The sequence below is a fragment of the Acinetobacter rudis genome (assembly GCF_000829675.1).
Lineage (GTDB): Bacteria > Pseudomonadota > Gammaproteobacteria > Pseudomonadales > Moraxellaceae > Acinetobacter > Acinetobacter rudis.
Window position 1 is genome coordinate 1 of the sequence record NZ_BBRX01000035.1, and the last position, 17,768, is coordinate 17,768.

16 protein-coding genes are annotated in these 17,768 nt (G+C 39.3%); 5 read left to right on the forward strand and 11 right to left on the reverse strand.

From position 1 onward, the window contains the following. The first annotated feature begins 171 nt into the window (after positions 1-171). From Aru01_RS10415 to Aru01_RS10425, 3 genes are all read left to right on the forward strand, one after another. Positions 172-1,365 (forward strand): hypothetical protein, encoded by a 1,194-nt coding sequence (locus Aru01_RS10415; protein ID WP_016657781.1) that lies wholly within the window; start codon positions 172-174, stop codon positions 1,363-1,365. A 30-nt stretch (positions 1,366-1,395) separates the two neighbouring features. Continuing rightward, on the forward strand, positions 1,396-2,766 hold the full coding sequence (locus Aru01_RS10420; RefSeq protein WP_016657782.1) for an amidase: 1,371 nt from the start codon (positions 1,396-1,398) through the stop codon (positions 2,764-2,766). Between the two features lie 638 nt (positions 2,767-3,404). Continuing rightward, complete coding sequence (locus tag Aru01_RS10425) at positions 3,405-4,295, forward strand: metal-dependent hydrolase (RefSeq protein ID WP_016657783.1); 891 nt, start codon at positions 3,405-3,407, stop codon at positions 4,293-4,295. Positions 4,296-4,435: 140 nt separating this feature from the next. On the opposite strand, the gene Aru01_RS10430 is transcribed toward Aru01_RS10425, so the two are convergent. The 3 genes from Aru01_RS10430 to Aru01_RS10440 all read right to left on the reverse strand — a co-directional run bounded on the left by Aru01_RS10430 (position 4,436) and on the right by Aru01_RS10440 (position 7,708). Further along, positions 4,436-5,272, reverse strand: coding sequence for an SAM-dependent methyltransferase (locus Aru01_RS10430; RefSeq protein ID WP_016657784.1), 837 nt, complete (start codon positions 5,270-5,272; stop codon positions 4,436-4,438). Between the two features lie 2 nt (positions 5,273-5,274). Then, positions 5,275-6,573, reverse strand: a complete 1,299-nt coding sequence (locus Aru01_RS10435; RefSeq protein WP_016657785.1) for an FAD-dependent oxidoreductase — start codon at positions 6,571-6,573, stop codon at positions 5,275-5,277. Positions 6,574-6,829: 256 nt separating this feature from the next. After that, positions 6,830-7,708, reverse strand: coding sequence for a pirin family protein (locus Aru01_RS10440; RefSeq protein WP_016657786.1), 879 nt, complete (start codon positions 7,706-7,708; stop codon positions 6,830-6,832). 375 nt (positions 7,709-8,083) lie between these two features. Between Aru01_RS10440 and Aru01_RS10445 the strand changes: the two genes are divergently transcribed. After that, complete coding sequence (locus Aru01_RS10445; protein WP_016657787.1) at positions 8,084-8,278, forward strand: bacterioferritin-associated ferredoxin; 195 nt, start codon at positions 8,084-8,086, stop codon at positions 8,276-8,278. 254 nt (positions 8,279-8,532) lie between these two features. After that, positions 8,533-8,997, forward strand: coding sequence for a heteropolymeric bacterioferritin subunit Bfr (gene bfr / locus Aru01_RS10450; protein WP_016657788.1), 465 nt, complete (start codon positions 8,533-8,535; stop codon positions 8,995-8,997). Positions 8,998-9,067: 70 nt separating this feature from the next. On the opposite strand, the gene Aru01_RS10455 is transcribed toward bfr, so the two are convergent. The 8 genes from Aru01_RS10455 to infB all read right to left on the reverse strand — a co-directional run bounded on the left by Aru01_RS10455 (position 9,068) and on the right by infB (position 17,760). Further along, positions 9,068-10,726, reverse strand: coding sequence for a PglL family O-oligosaccharyltransferase (locus Aru01_RS10455; protein WP_016657789.1), 1,659 nt, complete (start codon positions 10,724-10,726; stop codon positions 9,068-9,070). 93 nt (positions 10,727-10,819) lie between these two features. Beyond that, a complete protein-coding gene (locus Aru01_RS10460) occupies positions 10,820-11,281 on the reverse strand; it encodes a pilin (RefSeq protein WP_016657790.1) in 462 nt (153 codons plus the stop codon). 140 nt (positions 11,282-11,421) lie between these two features. Continuing rightward, the gene (locus tag Aru01_RS10465) at positions 11,422-11,973 is read right to left on the reverse strand and encodes a TPM domain-containing protein (protein ID WP_016657791.1); all 552 of its coding nucleotides are present in this window, start codon (positions 11,971-11,973) and stop codon (positions 11,422-11,424) included. Then, positions 11,967-12,986, reverse strand: coding sequence for a TPM domain-containing protein (locus Aru01_RS10470; RefSeq protein WP_016657792.1), 1,020 nt, complete (start codon positions 12,984-12,986; stop codon positions 11,967-11,969). The genes Aru01_RS10465 and Aru01_RS10470 overlap by 7 nt, the downstream gene beginning before the upstream one ends. 39 nt (positions 12,987-13,025) lie before the next feature. Continuing rightward, entirely contained in the window at positions 13,026-13,613 is a 588-nt protein-coding gene (locus Aru01_RS10475) for a LemA family protein (RefSeq protein ID WP_016657793.1), read from the reverse strand. A 77-nt stretch (positions 13,614-13,690) separates the two neighbouring features. Next, the gene (locus Aru01_RS10480) at positions 13,691-14,425 is read right to left on the reverse strand and encodes a tetratricopeptide repeat protein (RefSeq protein WP_016657794.1); all 735 of its coding nucleotides are present in this window, start codon (positions 14,423-14,425) and stop codon (positions 13,691-13,693) included. A 231-nt stretch (positions 14,426-14,656) separates the two neighbouring features. Continuing rightward, on the reverse strand, positions 14,657-15,055 hold the full coding sequence (locus Aru01_RS10485) for a ribosome-binding factor A (protein WP_016657795.1): 399 nt from the start codon (positions 15,053-15,055) through the stop codon (positions 14,657-14,659). Next, positions 15,055-17,760 (reverse strand): translation initiation factor IF-2, encoded by a 2,706-nt coding sequence (infB, locus tag Aru01_RS10490; protein ID WP_016657796.1) that lies wholly within the window; start codon positions 17,758-17,760, stop codon positions 15,055-15,057. The genes Aru01_RS10485 and infB overlap by 1 nt, the downstream gene beginning before the upstream one ends. Between the last annotated feature and the right edge of the window lie 8 nt (positions 17,761-17,768).

The window sequence follows — 17,768 nt, forward strand, 5'->3', positions numbered from 1 at the left end:
AAAAAGAAATGATTTTATATGCAGATATCGATTTAATGAACTCACGTGGTGCCCCGATATGGAATAAGCATAACGATTTAATTAGAGATCGCAGAACTGATACCTATGATCAAATGCTGGGCTATACACAACATACCCCATATCCACGGTAATTTAAGCTGAGTTTTGGAAATGGAAAAAAAGGATTCTTTATGGTTTTATAATTTATTGACCGTGACTACTGCCATTTTGGTGGTTGTATTCATGGTGCAATTCATCACCCAAAATGCGCTTAAGCTATGGCCAGATTATACTTCAATGCAAAGCTTATCATCGCCCATAGCATGGATTCGCTGGATTTTAGGGGATATGAGTGAGGCACAATTTTATAAAAGTGAACTTGCTTCTCTAGGCTTACTTATTGGCGCAATCACTGCGCATATGGCAAGCGTTCGAAAAAAAAATTGGAAAGGTTTTGATCTTAGCTATGGAACAGGTTTATTTCCATGGATTCTCTTCAGCTCAACACTAGGTTTAATCCTAAGTAATATTTTATGGGGATGGACGGTCATTAAAACTGATCAATGGCAACCCACTTTCGTTACTTTTGTTTCTTTACCAGCAGCTGTAGTACTGATGTACGGGCGTGGCTTGAAAGTCGCGTGCGTGGGAGCGGTTTCAGGTGCAATTTTAGTTGCACCGAGTTCTTTGCTACTCGTGAATTATGTATGTATGCCTTTGAACTTACCTAATATTATTGGGAATGTCAGTGGTATGGCTCTAGGCAGCCTGATTGCCCTATTTTTATTACATAAATACCCAACTCTAATTGCTCAATCAATCGAGCAAAATAATACCTCATCCAAAGAGGAGGATTTGCAAAGTAAAACGACCAATTTAACTACTCAAAAATATGGTCCGACATGGACAATTAGACGAATGCTGGCAGATTTTTCTGAGTCGCAATTTTTTGCGAATGAGCTTGCTGGTTTAGGCTATTTAATCGGAGTTTTTTTTGCTATTTATTTAAATCCGTTGAGTATCGCATATGGAAGTGGCTTGATTGGAAAAATTCTGATTGCACAGGTGCTCTCCGCAGGTATCGCTATTTTAGTCTGGAGAAAAAAATGGGAACTTTATGGATGGTATCCAACTTACATACCAATATCTTCTGTAGCTCCAGCAGCGGTACTTGTTTATCAGGGTAGCTTAATATCGATCATTGTTGGTGCAGTTCTTGGTGCAATATTAGCCCCGCCTTTGGCCAGAAAGCTATCACTTCTATTAGCCAATTATCAACATCCATATATAGGCAATGTTCTCTCAATGGCTGTAACCACGCTCTTAACCGTCGGTGTCATTGGTTTAATTCCAACATTGAGTTAAAGGTTAAATACCCAAGAAGTCGAGAAAATTATGCAAAAATGTCCCATACACGGTTTTTTTTCTGATCAAAATATCATGCAATTAGCAGAACAATTACGTAATGGAAAACTCACATCCATACAAATAACTTTGGCAAGTTTAGAGACGATTCAACAATTCAACAGTCAAGTCAATGCGTTTTGTTTTGTGGATAGAGACTTTGCAATCAAGCAAGCTGAACATGCTGATAATTTATTTGCTCAAGGCATCGATCATGGTCTATTGCAAGGTATACCCATAGCAATCAAAGATAATATTAAAACAGCCAATATGCCAACAACCATGGGATCTGCATTTTATAAGGATTATATTCCTACAGAAAATGCAGATTGTGTCGAACTCTTAAAACACGCGGGTGCGATTATTATTGGTAAAACCAATACGCATGAGTTTGCTTATGGCCCAACTGGAGATTGTTCATTTTTTGGTGCCACAAAAAATCCTTGGAATACAAAAAAAATATCAGGAGGCTCCAGTTGTGGAAGTGCCGTAGCTGTCGCTACGGGGATGGTTCCAATCGCAATTGGAACAGATACAGGAGGATCAATTAGAATCCCTGCTTCATTAACTGGCATCATTGGATTTAAACCAAGTTATAGAAGCTTTTCAACGCTTGGTGTATTCCCATTATCACAAACCTTAGATCATTTAGGCATATTAGCGAAAAATGTGGAGGATATTAAAATTGTATTTGATATATTGAAAAATCCTTCAGTGAAAACACAATCCACCAATGATCAAGAAGTTAAACCTAAAGCTGCTTGGATTGCAATTGAGCAGATAACACATCAATTTGATTCATCTCATTACCAGAACATAAAAGAAAAAGCTTTTGAATTATTTGGTCATCATCTAGAAAATATAGCTATTGATCTGAGCTCAATCTTTTCAGAAATTAGTAATTGCTTTACTGCAATCCAAAATGCAGAGGCCTATAGAATTCATCAAAAAAACATAGAAACCAATCCAGAACTATTTCAAACAGAGGTACTCGAACGCTTATACAATGCAAAACATACATCGGGATGGGCATATTTAGAGGCAATGTCATTGCGTGAGAAATTTCAGTTTACCCTATCAGAAGTTTTTCAACATTATGAATTCTTAATCATGCCAACCATCGCTATACCAACAACAGATTTAGATCAACGTTATATTTATTGTGACAACCATCAAATCAATGTACGTAATGCTCTATTAAGCCTAACTAGCCCATGGAATGTCTTAGGATTTCCGGCCTGCAACATCCCAATAATGTTATCTAATGACAATATGCCTTTAGGACTGCAAATTGTCGCAAATAATAATGACGATGCCAAATTGATTGAGTTTATGCAATTACTGAATACCGATATGTGCTAAAACCTATATAAAATTATTTTATTGGTTTAAATACTTTAGGAACACTAGGAAAATAATAGAATGTTCTGACTAAGTATCAGAATCATCTTTGGTAGGATTTAGCATAAAAGACCTTTATCTTTACTCGTTTCGAGCCTACTTGGACTCGAAACGAGTCCAATAAGTATTGCCCTAAGTACAACATAACTTACTGATATAACTACTGACACAATTTAATGGTGGAAAGCTCTGAGCTGATTTGAATCTGCTCTGCATCATCTTTGCTGATCTTGCTATAGCTAAACATTGAGTGTGAACTTGGTAGCTTTGATTCAAAGCTAAAATGCAATGACTATTCTATCTATAATCAATTAATAATTTCCAAAAGACCAAACCCCATCTATTCTTTATTTTAAATATTAACTTCTCTATTAATCAACCAATTATAGCTTATAAATAAATATCAATTAGATGTTCACACAAAACATAAACTCACTATTAAGTCTTTAATTTTTATTATATTTGCAACATTGTTTATACTCTCCAATGTTTTTATATTCGTCCTAAAGTGATATTTTTCGGCCTTTAGAGCCGTTATATTCAACCCTTTATTCAACTATAAATTAATAAGATGTTCATGATGGGTTAGGGATAGAAAAATGAATTCAAAAGTAAATATATCAAATCGTGCTGGCGCGACATTTCCAGTACGTCGTTTAAGCATCGATTATGATGCTGTACCTGAATATTGGGCCAATAATTCGGCAGCACTGACTCATTTCATGACAGCTCTGTCTGCACTATTTCCAGCGGGTGAAAAGCTATTTATAGATAGTGTACGTGCACTACGTCATCATCCATCAGTTAAAGATAATGCGGAATTACAAAAAGAAATCAGTGCCTTTATTGGTCAAGAAGCCATGCATACGCATGAACATATTGGTTTTAATGCATCTGCACAGAAATATGGTCACGATGTTGCTTTACTTGAGAAGCTGACAAGCAACTATATTCAAGCAGGAAGAAAATATGCGGCCATACCTTTTAAACTGTTTGGTTTAAAACAAGAAATGTTAGACATCATGGGAACAACCGCTTTAGAACATTTCACTGCCTCTTTAGCTGTACAGCTCTTAGAAAACGAAAATTTTAAATCTGTTGTGAGCACCAATGAAACCATGGCGTATTTATGGTTTTGGCATGCTATTGAAGAAAATGAGCACAAAGCTGTCGCTTTTGATGTATTTGAAAATATTTTTGGTAAAGGAGTTAAAGCATATTTAGCACGAACCAGTGCACTGCTTGTGGCAATGGTATTCTTATTTGTTGCACATAATCATTTCTTAGGGCACTTGCTTTATAAAGATAAGAAGCTCAATTTAAAAAATTTAGCTGAAATATATAATTTTGCTTATCGCCCAGGGAAAGGGATTATTATTGGTATGGCAAGTGAAATGGCATCTTATTTTAGACCATCATTTCACCCCAATGATTCAGATACAACAAGCTTATTAACTTACTGGAAAAATCAATTAGGTTTCCAGAGTTAACTGATTAATAGACCTCTTGTTAAATATCCATTTTAATAATATTTAATTAAAACAAAAATATAAAATATGGATTAAATTATTTTAATAACACAAGAGGTCTATTATTATAATATCTTTAAAATTATTTTAGTGTATTGATTTCAAGAGCTATTCTGAACGCTAATTTGTACATAACGCAGCATTCCTTTTTGATATAACTGCTGACAAAGTTGGGCGGTCAGACTAATTTTAAAATAATCGATGTTAAACTTACCTTGATCTTTTTTTAGCTTTAATTGCTGGATATATTTGGCAAAACCAGCGAAGACAGGCTGTGATAGGTCTTCAACTTTAATCTGCTCTAAACCTGCAGAACTTAAGCTCTGTTTTAATGCAGAAATCGTTTGCAATTGACTCAAATCTACATCTGCTGCTTTTAATAAATAGCGATAATAGCGCTGCTGTCTAATATTTAAGTGCTCAAACTGTTCTGACAAAGCCAAATAGTGAAAACCTAAGCGACCACCTTGAGCCAGTACAGTCTGAACTGAACTTAAAAATGCATTGAGTGAACTATGATAGGCCGCATCAATACACAAGATAACATCAAATTTTTGATCAATTTTAAGTTGATGTAGCTGTAAGAAAGACATGTTATACAACATCGGATTTGGTTTTAATTGCTGCTGAATTTTTTCAATACAAGTTGCCTGTAACTCTACTGCAGTTAAATCTCTCACCTGATAGTGCTGCTGCCAATGCTTTAAACTTGCCCCCTGACCACAGCCCAAATCCAATAAACGATCTTGTGGAGCTAACTGTACAGCTTGCGCTAAACAGTCAGCCAATGCCTGACAAGCCTGTACATAGCTGGTGCAGTGTTCATCCCAATACCCTAGGTTACTCCACACTAAGATACGATCATCACCTAGATATCGGCTGTTGATCGCATACTTATGTTTAACGTGTAGGGACTTCAACCATGACCATCTTTGCAAGATTAGTAACCCAACTGCGGAGCAACTTCTACTTGAGGCTTTAAACCAACAAATGGCAATGCTGCACCAAAGATCTCAGCAATATGCATTGCAGAAGTGACTGCTGATTCTAAAATTGGTAAACCATCACATGACCATGATCCACAGAAAAATACTTTACGGTCTGGATTTAAATGACGCTGCTGCAGCTCTTTATTTAAACCTACAGTCTGTGCATCAACCACTGCACGTGTCAACGTGACGGTAGAGATAATTTTCTTCGGATCAATCTCAGTGATTGGACGCCATGTTTGAAAAACAGGTGTTTTACCCACTAGACTCGGTTCAATTGAGTTCAACCAAACTGTAAACTGCTGACGACTAAAATTACGTTCCATCAAGTAGTTTAAAACAGACCAGTCTTTACGTTTCGGTGGCATTACAGAACTATCGGTATGAATGACCAAATCACCTTGCTCGAAACGGAACTGCTTTAATAAAGCAATATCATCAGCAAACTGCTTAGTATCTAAAAATTCTTCAATTTTGGTGGTCGGTGTTGCAACAACAACGCGGTCAAAATAGTTCACTTCACCCGCTGTGTTCTCGACCAATACTTTATTGCCTTCTTCGACAACTCGACTGATTGAAGAGCCACTACGAATATCAACATTTTCAATTAATTTATCGACTAAAGCAGGTGTTCCACCTTGAATCCGCAATAAAGCATCACCATCAGTTAACTGCTTTAAAAATACCAACAACGGCTTAGCCGGCCATTCGCCTATAGTTTTTGGATCACAAGTACAAATGGTGTATAACACTGGCATTACTGCGCCATGCCAAAATACTTCTTCAATATCGTTATTATTAATAAATTCGGCTAAGGTAATATCTTGATTTTTAGACTTAAAAAACTGGTGGATTGCTGTTTTAAGTTGCAGCATGCCTTTAACTAAGCGCCAACCATACTGCTTAATCCCTTTACGGTTATTAATTATTGGGAAATTACCAATACGGCTACGTGTAGTCGTAAGCCACGTTTCAGTTTTATCTCCAAACAACCAGCTACAAGCCATATAAGTACGAACAGGGAAGGTGGAAATTCCTAAATAAGCAGCAAGGCTCAATGTATTTTTCCAAAGATGCGGGTTCATTACACGTAAAGGCGCATCCACAAGTCCGTCTTCGAAAGTCACGCTATGACTATCCATCCCTCGCCCAGCAAGCGCTTCAAAAATGGTGATGTCATGTCCAGCATCCTTGAGAATCCTTGCTGCTGCCAGACCAGCCATCCCACTACCAATCACTGCTATTTTCACAGTTGTTATCCATGCGTTGACAATTTTTCCAATTATGAATCAAGCTTTAAAAAAACACCCTATTAAAAAGTTCCAGATTTTTAATTTATTTTCTGACAATACTATACTTATTCTCAATCTCACTGGACTTGATCTTATTCAGCCACGACTAAATTCAGCTGAATCATATGTAGCATCAAGTTTTAATATGTTTGCATTTAAAACGTAGCCAACCCTGTACAAAGACAAGGTTGGCTAACTTTACATCATGCTAGGATCACAAGGTTTCTGCTGCAATCTGACCAAACTTACCTTGGTTAAATTCAGCAAATGCCGTAACGATTTCTGCTTTATTATTCATAACAAATGGACCATAACCTTCGATCGGCTCATTGAGTGGCTCACCTGTTAAAATTAATAGCTTAGTTGCATCCAGTGCTTCAATCAAAATCTCTGTTTCAGCATCTTTGGCAAACAAAACAATCGAGTGATCTTTAATTTCATGCGTTGTATTGATCTGCACCTGCCCCTCTAGGACCACCACAATGGTATTGTGCTGCGCTGGTACTTGGAAGCTTCGGATTAGACCCTTTTGCAGTGTTAAATCCCACACATTGACAGGACTAAATGTAGTCGCTGCACCTTTAAACTGCTGAAATTCTCCAGCGATTACTCGAAGTTGACTGCCTCGGTCATCTAAAGCTTTAACTGGAATATCAGCAGCACTAAGTGCTTGATAACGAGGTGTGGTCATTTTGTCCTTTGCAGGAAGATTTACCCACAATTGCACCATTTCAAACAAACCACCGCGCTTTGCATATTCATCAGAGTGGAACTCTTGATGCACTAACCCCGCGCCAGCCGTCATCCACTGTACGTCTCCTGTTTTGATCACACCACCACCGCCATGTGAGTCTTTATGCTCAACCTCACCCTGATAGGCAATAGTGACTGTTTCAAAGCCACGATGTGGATGAGAACCCACGCCACGTTGTTCTTCAGTTGCGCTGAAAGCATAAGGTGCCGCATAGTCCAATAACAAAAATGGACTAATCACTTGACCTAAGCGATCATAAGAAAATAGGTTTTTTACAGGAAAACCATCACCAACCCAATGCATCTGTTGATTACGATAAACACCATTAATTTTTTTCATTGTGAAGTCCCATGCTTAAATGAGTACGATGGGTGCTATTTTAATGAGTTTCATACTGATTAACGAGCTGACCCACGTTACACACAGTGTCATAGACAGGACAATGACAAGACTTGAAATCGCTAAATTCGCCAGCAGTTGCTACAGCATGGAGGTATGGATAACCTTAAACTTATCCACAGTTGTGCATTTTTCGTATTATTCACTGAGCTGCAGTATCGCTTAAAAACTAAGCTTTGATAAAAAACAGATCAGTTGTTGTAATCTCATTCAAAAATTCAATTTAGAATTAATAATCAGCAAAATGATTTCTATTGACAAACGATAATAATTATCAATAATATTACCTATAAGGTTTAGCGATGGACTTCAACAATGTACGTGTGCTTATGTCGTGGAATTACAGATCAAGATATTAAAAATGCCGTTGCTGAAGGCAGTGAAAGCTTTCGTGAAATTCGTGACTCACTCGACCTTGGAACATGCTGTGGACGTTGCGTACCTGAAGCACGCGCAGTCATCAACTCTGAACTTGCAGCCATTGCAGCAAAAATTTCTATTGCAGCCTAAATCACCTTATAACTTGTGTTACCCAGATAACAATAACTAGATGATGTTGATTTCCTCAGCCCGCCGAGCACCAGACAGCGGGCTTATTTTTTATATCTACTTTATATTCAAATAGTTCTAATGAATTTTGATTACGATTTTCATTCGCCGTTCAGTAAATAACTCGAACAAAACCCAAGAGTCGGTTAGAATTTAGCAACTTTATAATGTCAGTATAGTAAGACATCATTCTATTGGGTCTGGGAGTAAAAATAATGAAAGGCGATCGTGACGTAGTCAATCAACTCAATAAGGTGCTTTATCATCACCTGACCGCAATCAATCAATATTTTTTACATTCACGTATGTTTAATGATTGGGGAATTGAACAGTTAGGCTCTGCAGAATACAAAGAGTCTATCCGTCAAATGAAACATGCCGATAAAGTAATTGAGCGTATTTTATTTTTAGAAGGTTTACCAAACCTACAACACCTTGGCAAATTATATATTGGTCAACATACAGCTGAAGTTTTAACTTGTGACGTGCGTAAAGTCACTGAAAACATCGATGCAATCAAAGAAGCCCTCGCCCTTTCCGAAGTAAAACTCGATTATGTAACTCGTGATCTACTGCAAGAGATTCTTGAAAAAGAAGAGGAATACTGGGATTGGGTAACCACCCAAATCGATTTGGGTGAGTCAGTGGGTATGGAAAACTATATCCAAAGCCAAATCTAAAAAAGAAAATCCCCATCTCAAACTGCATTCTTTGCAAAGAGATGGGGATTTTTTTTATCTCAAAAATGTATTAGTTCGCTTTTGCGGCTGAAACTAATTCTTCATATTGATATGTCTTACCATGCAGTTGTTGAATAATCCATAGCTGATGCTCTGCTTCACTACGTTTACCATTAAATGCTAAAAGCTGAGCATACTTATGTAGATCATAACGTGATGCTGTATTGGAAACCATGCGCCCAATTTCAGCCAGTTGTGCATCTGTCACTTGCGTATAGGGTGCCAATCCGATCCACCAAACACGCTCTTTAAATTGCGTCAACACCCAGATATTTTTTTGCATATCTTGCTGATCTTCAACGCTTAAACTTTTCTGAGTTGCCAAATAGGATTGAGTTTTATAAAGCTCAAAATCACGTACCATTATTGTGCCTAACACTACACCAACCAATACAGTCAAGTGGATAAAAATCACAGGGAGTTTGATACTTGGCAATCGTGGATATTGTGATTGTATCAAGCCCAATAAAAAACCCATCGGCAATAAGAAATAAGCATAATGAATTGGGTACTCAAGCATCGCGTGAATCAAAATTGCAGCAATCATCAGCCCCGCAATAATAGAAACATTTTCTTTAGCACCTTTGTTCAGCCAATACAGCCAGCAGAAGAAATAGCCAACAAGTAAAGTACCGATCAGCAAACCATTCCAAAGTAGCAAATCAAAGATCATGTTATGCGCACTTTTATACCATTCATGTGAAGGGTAAATATCAAAAGCAGCGATCTGTGCCATACTCGTTTGGTTCCAACCATAACCAAACCAAGGCTGTTGACCCAGCGCAATCGATGCTTGTGCCCACATATCAAAGCGCAGATAACCTGACGAGGCACGGTCTACTACATTAATCGTTTCAATGGGACTTTGTTGACTCAAAGCCGCGATCCAAGCATTAAATGTTGGCAACAAAGCAATATCCGCAACAAAAATACCAATCCACAGCAATAACCAAGCGAAGCCAATGCGGTGATTACGCTGATAACTTTTCACACCCCAATAATGTTTTATAAACCAATAGATTGGGACAAATAAACCAACCACCCAAGACGTGCGAGACTGCGTTAATGCAATTGCAAAAATCAGTAATAAAGCAGTAGGCACCAAAATTCGTTTTGCCAGTACACGCTGTTCAAACAAATATAAGCATGCAAACACCCCTAAACTTAGGAAGGTTGCAAGGTTATTGGGCTGTGCAAAGTTTGCATAAGGACGATTCCCTTTGAGCACATTGACTAAACCGGGGAAATAGCTGGTGAGATTTAGCCACTGTAAAACAGCGATAAAACCCGACAATACAGCAACAACAAGAACCAAAAGAGAGAAGCGAGTAAAAACACCTTCACGTGCTTGTTGAGTTGAAGCTAAGTTGTAACCTACCACAACCATTAACCAAAACATCAGCAAGTAAGCACTTGATAATAATGCTGTACTAAAATAAATAATCAGACCCGCTGCCCATTGAATTAACGGCACAAAAATAAAGCCCGCAGCGATCAGTTGTGGTTTAGCAATTTTAGGAGCTTGTTTAGCAAAGCACATGCAAAGTGATAAAGCCGCAGCAAAAGTTAAAATTTCGCTGCTAAAAGTTGTCCATGGCATTCGATGTACAGGAGAAAGCCATGCTGCAGCCATCAATAACGCAGCGAGGATAAAGAAAAAAACACGCATAAAAGCAAACAATGAAAATGATGTTCATTATACAGTCTTCACAACTTTTCTAAACGCCTAATCAAGATCGGTACTGAGTAATCGTGTTACAACTCAAGTTGCTACATTTTTCGCTGTACAGCTTCGTGGCAAATACTTCACATCGGCATTGGAGTGACAAGACCAAATATTACTCACTTTATCCATACTCAAAGTGACCGTTTTATCCTGAATTGCTTGTGCAACTTGTTCTTTTTTAAATCGGGCAGTAATGCTACATGCCTCTCCTGAATCACTGGTCGTTACAGAGACAATATATTGACCTGTAATGTCAGCTGGTCGAGGTATGCTACTGATCTTCTCAAGTTTATTGTCTAAACATGCACCATCCTGTGCAAATGTTTCTGATACCACAACTTTTAAACCACTGGTGAGTGTAAAAGCTTCTGTCATTTGTGCACGAGCAATATAGTCCCGATAAGTCGGAACTGCAATAATCGCCAGAACCCCAATAATCACAATGACAATCATCAATTCTATTAGTGAAAACCCGTGTTGTTTAAACAGCTTAACCATCTGTGCATAGCCTTTGATTTAACCAATTCTTGTTGCATATTGGTCAATCAACTACTGGCAGACAATTATTTCTCGATAAGTAACGCTGTCAACTTTAAGCAATCCAATGAAAATTGATATTTTACAAAAGATTAGAAAAGTTATTTTAAGATAATTGGTTGATTAGAGAGTTCATCTTGTTGTGTGTAACCGAGCTCTTGCTGGAAATGTTGTAATATCTCAGCAATACGCTCAATAGCAAACAATACAGCCTCCAGATAAGCCTTCTCTTTAAGACTGGGTAGCATTTCCTGACAGATCTGTTCCCAACACGTTGCCTGTGCAGCCTGTTGTATACCGCGATCCACCACAATTTCTACGGCTCTTTCACATAGATTTAAATACAACATAACACCGCTGTTATACGCTGTATCCCAGACTCCAAGCTCAGCGAAAAGCTGCTGGGCACGTTGTCTACTGTTGTGGTGATAGGCCAAACCTGCTGGGATATGCCCCTCAATCACCACTTGAATTTCACCAGCATGCCCCTGTTCAGCCTGCTGAACTGCAGCAGCAATTGCCTGCTGATCTTTTTGATTAAAGTAGTGTTTGACTTGCACAATGCTACAAGCATGTTTTATCCAGCGTTTGAAACTTGGTGCTGTATCAACATGTTTGCTCACAAATACTGTATTTGAGCTTTGATTTACCATGAACCTGATGCTCCTCCACCGCCAAAACGACCACCACCGCCACCATATGAACCACCGCCACCGCCGCCTCGACCACCCCCCCCTCGGCCACCGCCAGAGAGTAATGCTTGTAAGATCAACTGCGCTAAAGGGGTAACCAATAAGGCAAAGAGCACACCTCCCATTAATACACTGGTGAGCAAACCAGCACCATTAAATAGCCCAGCTGCAAAACCTGTCACCCCTGCTGTCGCAGCACTCACACCACGCCCAACAAACATTGAAGCAAAAGCAGCAATAATAAAAATGACTATCGCAGTATTTAAACTACGCTCACGACTTGCCTGAGCTTGTAGTGCATCTTGCTGTCGCTGTTTTAACTCTTCCGCGGCTTTTTGCGCAGTCTCTGGATCTTGATTTAACCGCACTTCAATTTGATTGAGTGCAGCCATGAGGCCTTGTGCATAAGCCTGTTGCTTAAATGCTGGGGTTATTTGCTCACGTATAATCTGGTTCGCCAAGATATCGGGGAGTACCCCCTCTAAACCATATCCTGTTGAGATATTGACGCGGTGATCATTTACAGCAACTGTAATTAATAAGCCATTGTCTTGCTTAGCTGACCCCCACTGCCCTTTCTCAGCAATACGCATAGCAAAGTCAAAAATACTCTCTTGTCCTGTACTTGGGACAATTACGATTGCAATTTGAGCTTTGCCTTGGTCATAGATCGACTTAATTTTCTGTGAGAGTGCCTGCTTTTCATCGGGCTTTAATACTTGCGCCAAATCAATCACAGGTGCATTTAAAGCTGGAATACTCACTACTGCTTCAGGATCGGGCTGCGCTGAACGTGTTGCAGCCATTCTTTTTTCTTCTTGCTCAACCTGAGTAGGAACAAATGTAGCTTCACTTCCCACGGGTGGAGACTCAGCGAATACAGTCACTGAACTCAACATCAAGATCAGACACACAACGCCGCTGTACAACCACGATAACCCAGGCGATATGATTTGTTGTTTCACTGCTTGCATTCGCTTCACCTCATCAGTTTAAGCTCGATCACTCAAAACTTAGAAATCTACTTTAGGGGCTTTTTCAGTACCCGCTTCAGCTGAGAAGTTCGGTTTAGTTTTCATACCAATAACTTTAGCAGTCATCGCTTGTGGGAACTGGCGTACAAAAGTGTTGTAATCTTGCACTGTGGTAATATACCGATTACGTGCCACACCAATACGATTTTCAGTACCTTCAAGTTGAACTTGTAAATCACGGAACTGTTCATTGGCTTTTAAGTCAGGATAGTTTTCACTTACTGCCAACAAACGAGATAGTGCACCTGTCATTTGCGACTGAGCTTGTTGATATTTTTCAAACAACTCAGGGTTTTCAAGTACTTCTTTGTCTACTTTAAGCCCTGCAACATTGGCACGTGCCTCTGTCACCTCAGTTAACACACTTTGTTCGTGTTTAGCGTAGCCTTTCACAACATTCACTAAGTTTGGTACTAAGTCTGCACGACGTTGATATTGGTTTTGTACTTCAGACCAAGAAGCGGTTACCGCTTCATCTTTTGCTTGTAAGGTATTATAGCCACACCCAGTGAGGCTCAGACTGCCAGCTAAGGTAGTAACCAATAGAGTTTTCTTAAGTAGGTTCATTGAGTTTCCCCAGATATTTATTTGTATTTTTCACATCAAAATGATTTTAAACACAATTTTCAGAAGTTTTGTTTCATTTATGCTATCAATGACTGAATAACTTGTTTTAAGTGCATTGTGATTCGGACCATCATCAGCTTAAATTTATACCATTTTGAGTCCCTAATATAGCTTTGGCGTGCTTCAATCAGTTCGGCATCTTGGTAATCCAATGAGTTCGCCAACCGATATAGACTTACAGTAGAGTCATCTTCTGTACGATATCTTACAACTTCAATATTAGCCATATTAAATAAAATCTGTGCTGTAATTGGATCATGATGTACAAACTGCAAACGCTGCTGCATTTGGATTTTGCTGTGCTCTAAAATCGTATCAAGATCATAAGACTTTTCATTGAATTTCACCGATTTTATCTTCTCAAGCGGTGCTGCCTTTGAACCAAAATCTAAGCCTAATACGTCATTTTTCTGGATCCATGTATGATCTTTTTGTTGTGCTAATTGTGCATCTAAAATTTTGACATGAATCCACTCACTGCCCTCATGAATGTTGGGATCTCGACTAATACCTTCTACAATCCAATGTTTAGCTTGTTCAAATTGTTGATTAAGTTCATAGGCTGTACCCAAATTGGCTGCTGTTTTAGCCAAATTAGGATGTTGTCTTTCTATCATATTAAAAATATCAATTGCCTGTTGGTACTTTCGATCGTAAATCAGCAGCACCCCATAATCATTCAACTGTTCTAAGTTTTTATTTTTAATTAATTGATTTTTAATTAAATTTTCCTTAACTTCTTCATCACTCATTTTATGTGTAAATTCAGAGGTATATGAATTAATGCACGCTTTGATTTGCCTTTAAAAGTTAAATTTAGAACAACTAATCCCGTTAAAAAAAGTGCTTTCATTATGTTTATTTAATTGATTTAAAGTAATGTATTTAACTATAGCGCATAAAAAATCCATAGCGATACATTTATTTCTTGCAAAAGAAAACAGCCACCCAAAGGTAGCTGTTTATTAAATCAGGTCATCGACCTATTTTTCTTCATCTTGCTCAGCAGGTAAATCTTTAACTGCCTCAGCAATCAAACCAAACATATAGTTACCATAAGCATTGGTCTTGTCGTAATGGAAACGCAAACGTGGTGTCACGCGCGTTTTAAGACGACGACTTAACTCTTGACGCAAAAAGCCCGATGCCTTATTCAAGATATCTAAAGTATCTTTGTGTGCAGCTTCGTTTTGGTCATTTTCGAGTTCACGTCCCATCACGGTCACATAGACATCAGCATAACCAAGGTCTGGACTGACTTTGACCGCAGAGATGGTCACTAGACCACCTAAGCGAGGATCTTTGAGCTCTTGGCGAATAAGTTCAGACAACTCGCGTTGTACGGTATCACCCATTCGCTTCAAACGCTGACTTCCAGCCATTAAAGACTCCGTTTCACCAATTGAACACTATAGACTTCGATCTTATCGAGTTCTTTAATGTCGTTATAACCTTTAACTGCAAGGCCACACTCAATACCGGCACGAACATCATCAACCACTTCTTTATAACGACGTAGAGATTCGAGTTCACCCTGGAATACAACTACATCATCACGTAATACGCGGATTGGTTTGTTACGGTAAATTGTACCTTCCATCACCATACAGCCTGCAGCAGCACCAAACTTACTTGAACGGAACACTTCACGTACTTGAGCAACACCCAAGATTGTTTCACGATGTTCAGGAGCAAGTTTACCACTCATCGCATCTTTAACATCATCGATCAATTCATAGATGATGCTGTAGTAACGAATATCAATACCGTCTGCGTCTGATTTTTGACGAGCTGTAGCATCAGCACGAACGTTAAAGCCGAGCAATACACCATCAGAAGATTCAGCTAATGTCACGTCAGACTCAGTAATCGCACCAACGCCAGAACCGATAATACGTACTTTAACTTCATCAGTTGAAAGTTCGTTTAACGCAACATTAAGTGCTTCAAGTGTACCGCGTACATCAGTTTTCAATACGATATTGACTGTTGGTACATCTTTTTTGCCCATAGACGCCATGATGTTTTCAAGACGCATTGAACTTTGACGCTCAAGACGTTTTTGACGTTCACGGTCAGAACGCGCATCAGCAACTTCACGTGCTTTCTTCTCATCATTCACAACAAGAACTTCATCACCCGCCATTGGCGCTTCAGGTAAACCTAAAATCTCAACAGGGATAGATGGACCAGCTGACTTAATACGGTTACCGTTTTCATCAGACATCGCACGAACACGGCCGTGTGCAGAACCTGCAAGCACGAGGTCACCCACGTGTAGCGTTCCGTTTTGTACCAAGATAGAAGTCACAGGACCACGACCTTTGTCTACACGAGACTCGATCACAACACCTTGTGCAGCACCTTCAGCAGATGCTTTAAGTTCCATCAATTCAGCTTGAATCGAAATCAAATCAAGGAGTTCATCAATACCTTGACCGCTATGTGCAGAAACCATCGCTACAGGTACGTCACCGCCCCATTGCTCAGGTACGATTTCTTTCGCTGTTAATTCGTTAAGAACGCGATCTGGATCAGCAGATTCTTTGTCCATTTTGTTGATCGCAACGATGATTGGCGTACCTGCAGCACGCGCATGATCGATTGCTTCAGCAGTTTGTGGCATAACACCATCATCCGCAGCAACAACAAGAACAACGATATCAGTTGCCTTAGCACCACGTGAACGCATTGCAGTAAATGCTGCGTGTCCCGGAGTATCTAGGAAAGTAATAATCCCTTTCTCAGTTTTCACATGGTATGCACCAATGTGCTGAGTGATGCCACCTGCTTCGCCCGCTGCCACTTTGGCACGACGAATACGGTCAAGTAACGATGTCTTACCATGGTCAACGTGACCCATAATCGTTACAACTGGCGGACGAGTTGTTTGCTCACCACGTGCTTCTTCAGCAGCAACAAGTAAGTTATCTTCCGCTTGAGTATCAGAAACTAAGATCGGGTTGTGACCCATTTCTTCTACAACCAAAGAGGCAATTTCTTGATCAATACTTTGGTTTTGCGTTACTAACTCACCCATTTTCATGAGAGATTTAATGACTTCGCGGACTTTAACCGCCATTTTTTGAGCCAAATCAGCAACAACAATTGTTTCGCCAATTTCAACATCATAAACTTGTTTCTTAACAGGTTTTTCAAAACCATGTTTATTCGACTGGCTGGTTTTTAAACCACGCTTATGTTGGTTATGGCTGAAGTTTTGTTCTTCTTGACCACGACGACCGCCTTTCTTCTGACCGCGTGTATCTTTGGTATTACCACCACGCTTGATTTCACGGTCTTCTTGATTGAACGAATCTTCATAAGCCTGACCAACCAAACCAGCAGCAAGTGGAGAATCATCAACAACACGAATAGTGGTTGTTGTATCTTCACTTGAATACTTAGATGCCATACGACGCATTTGTTCTAACGTACGTTGTTGTGCATCTTCTGCAGCCTGACGACGTGCAGCTTCTTCAGTTGCTTTTAACTGTGCAGCTTGAGCTTCACGTAAACGTTTTTGCTCAGGCGTTTCAATTGTTTTTACATTTGCTTTAGTAATCGGCTTATTCGTTGAACGGCGTTTTACTACCACTTCAGCTTTTTGCGTTACTTTTGCAGTTTCTTTCTTTTGTGCAGCGCGCATCGCATCAAGCGTTGCACGTGCTTTATTTTCAGCTTGTGCACGATCAGGTTGCTCAGCAGCAACTTGTTCTTTTTGCGCTACAACAGCTTTTGCATCCGCATCAGCCTTTGCTAACGCTTCTGCTTTAATCTGTTCAGGATCAGGCTTAGTAAAAGTATGTTTTTTACGTACTTCTACATTAATAGTCTTGGCTTTTCCTGAGGTACTCGCAACTTTTGCTGTACTAGTGGTTTTGCGTTTCAACGTGATTTTTCCTGCATTGCCGCTGGCTTGGCTCTGAGTACGAGTCAAATGTGCCATTAAACGATCTTGCTGTTCGTTGCTAATTTGATCATTAGCACTTTGTTGGGGTAGCCCTGCTTCACGCACTTGATCCAGAAGCTTTTCAACTGGGAGTCCTACCTTGACCGCTAACTCTTGAATTGACTTATCCGTCATGTATTACC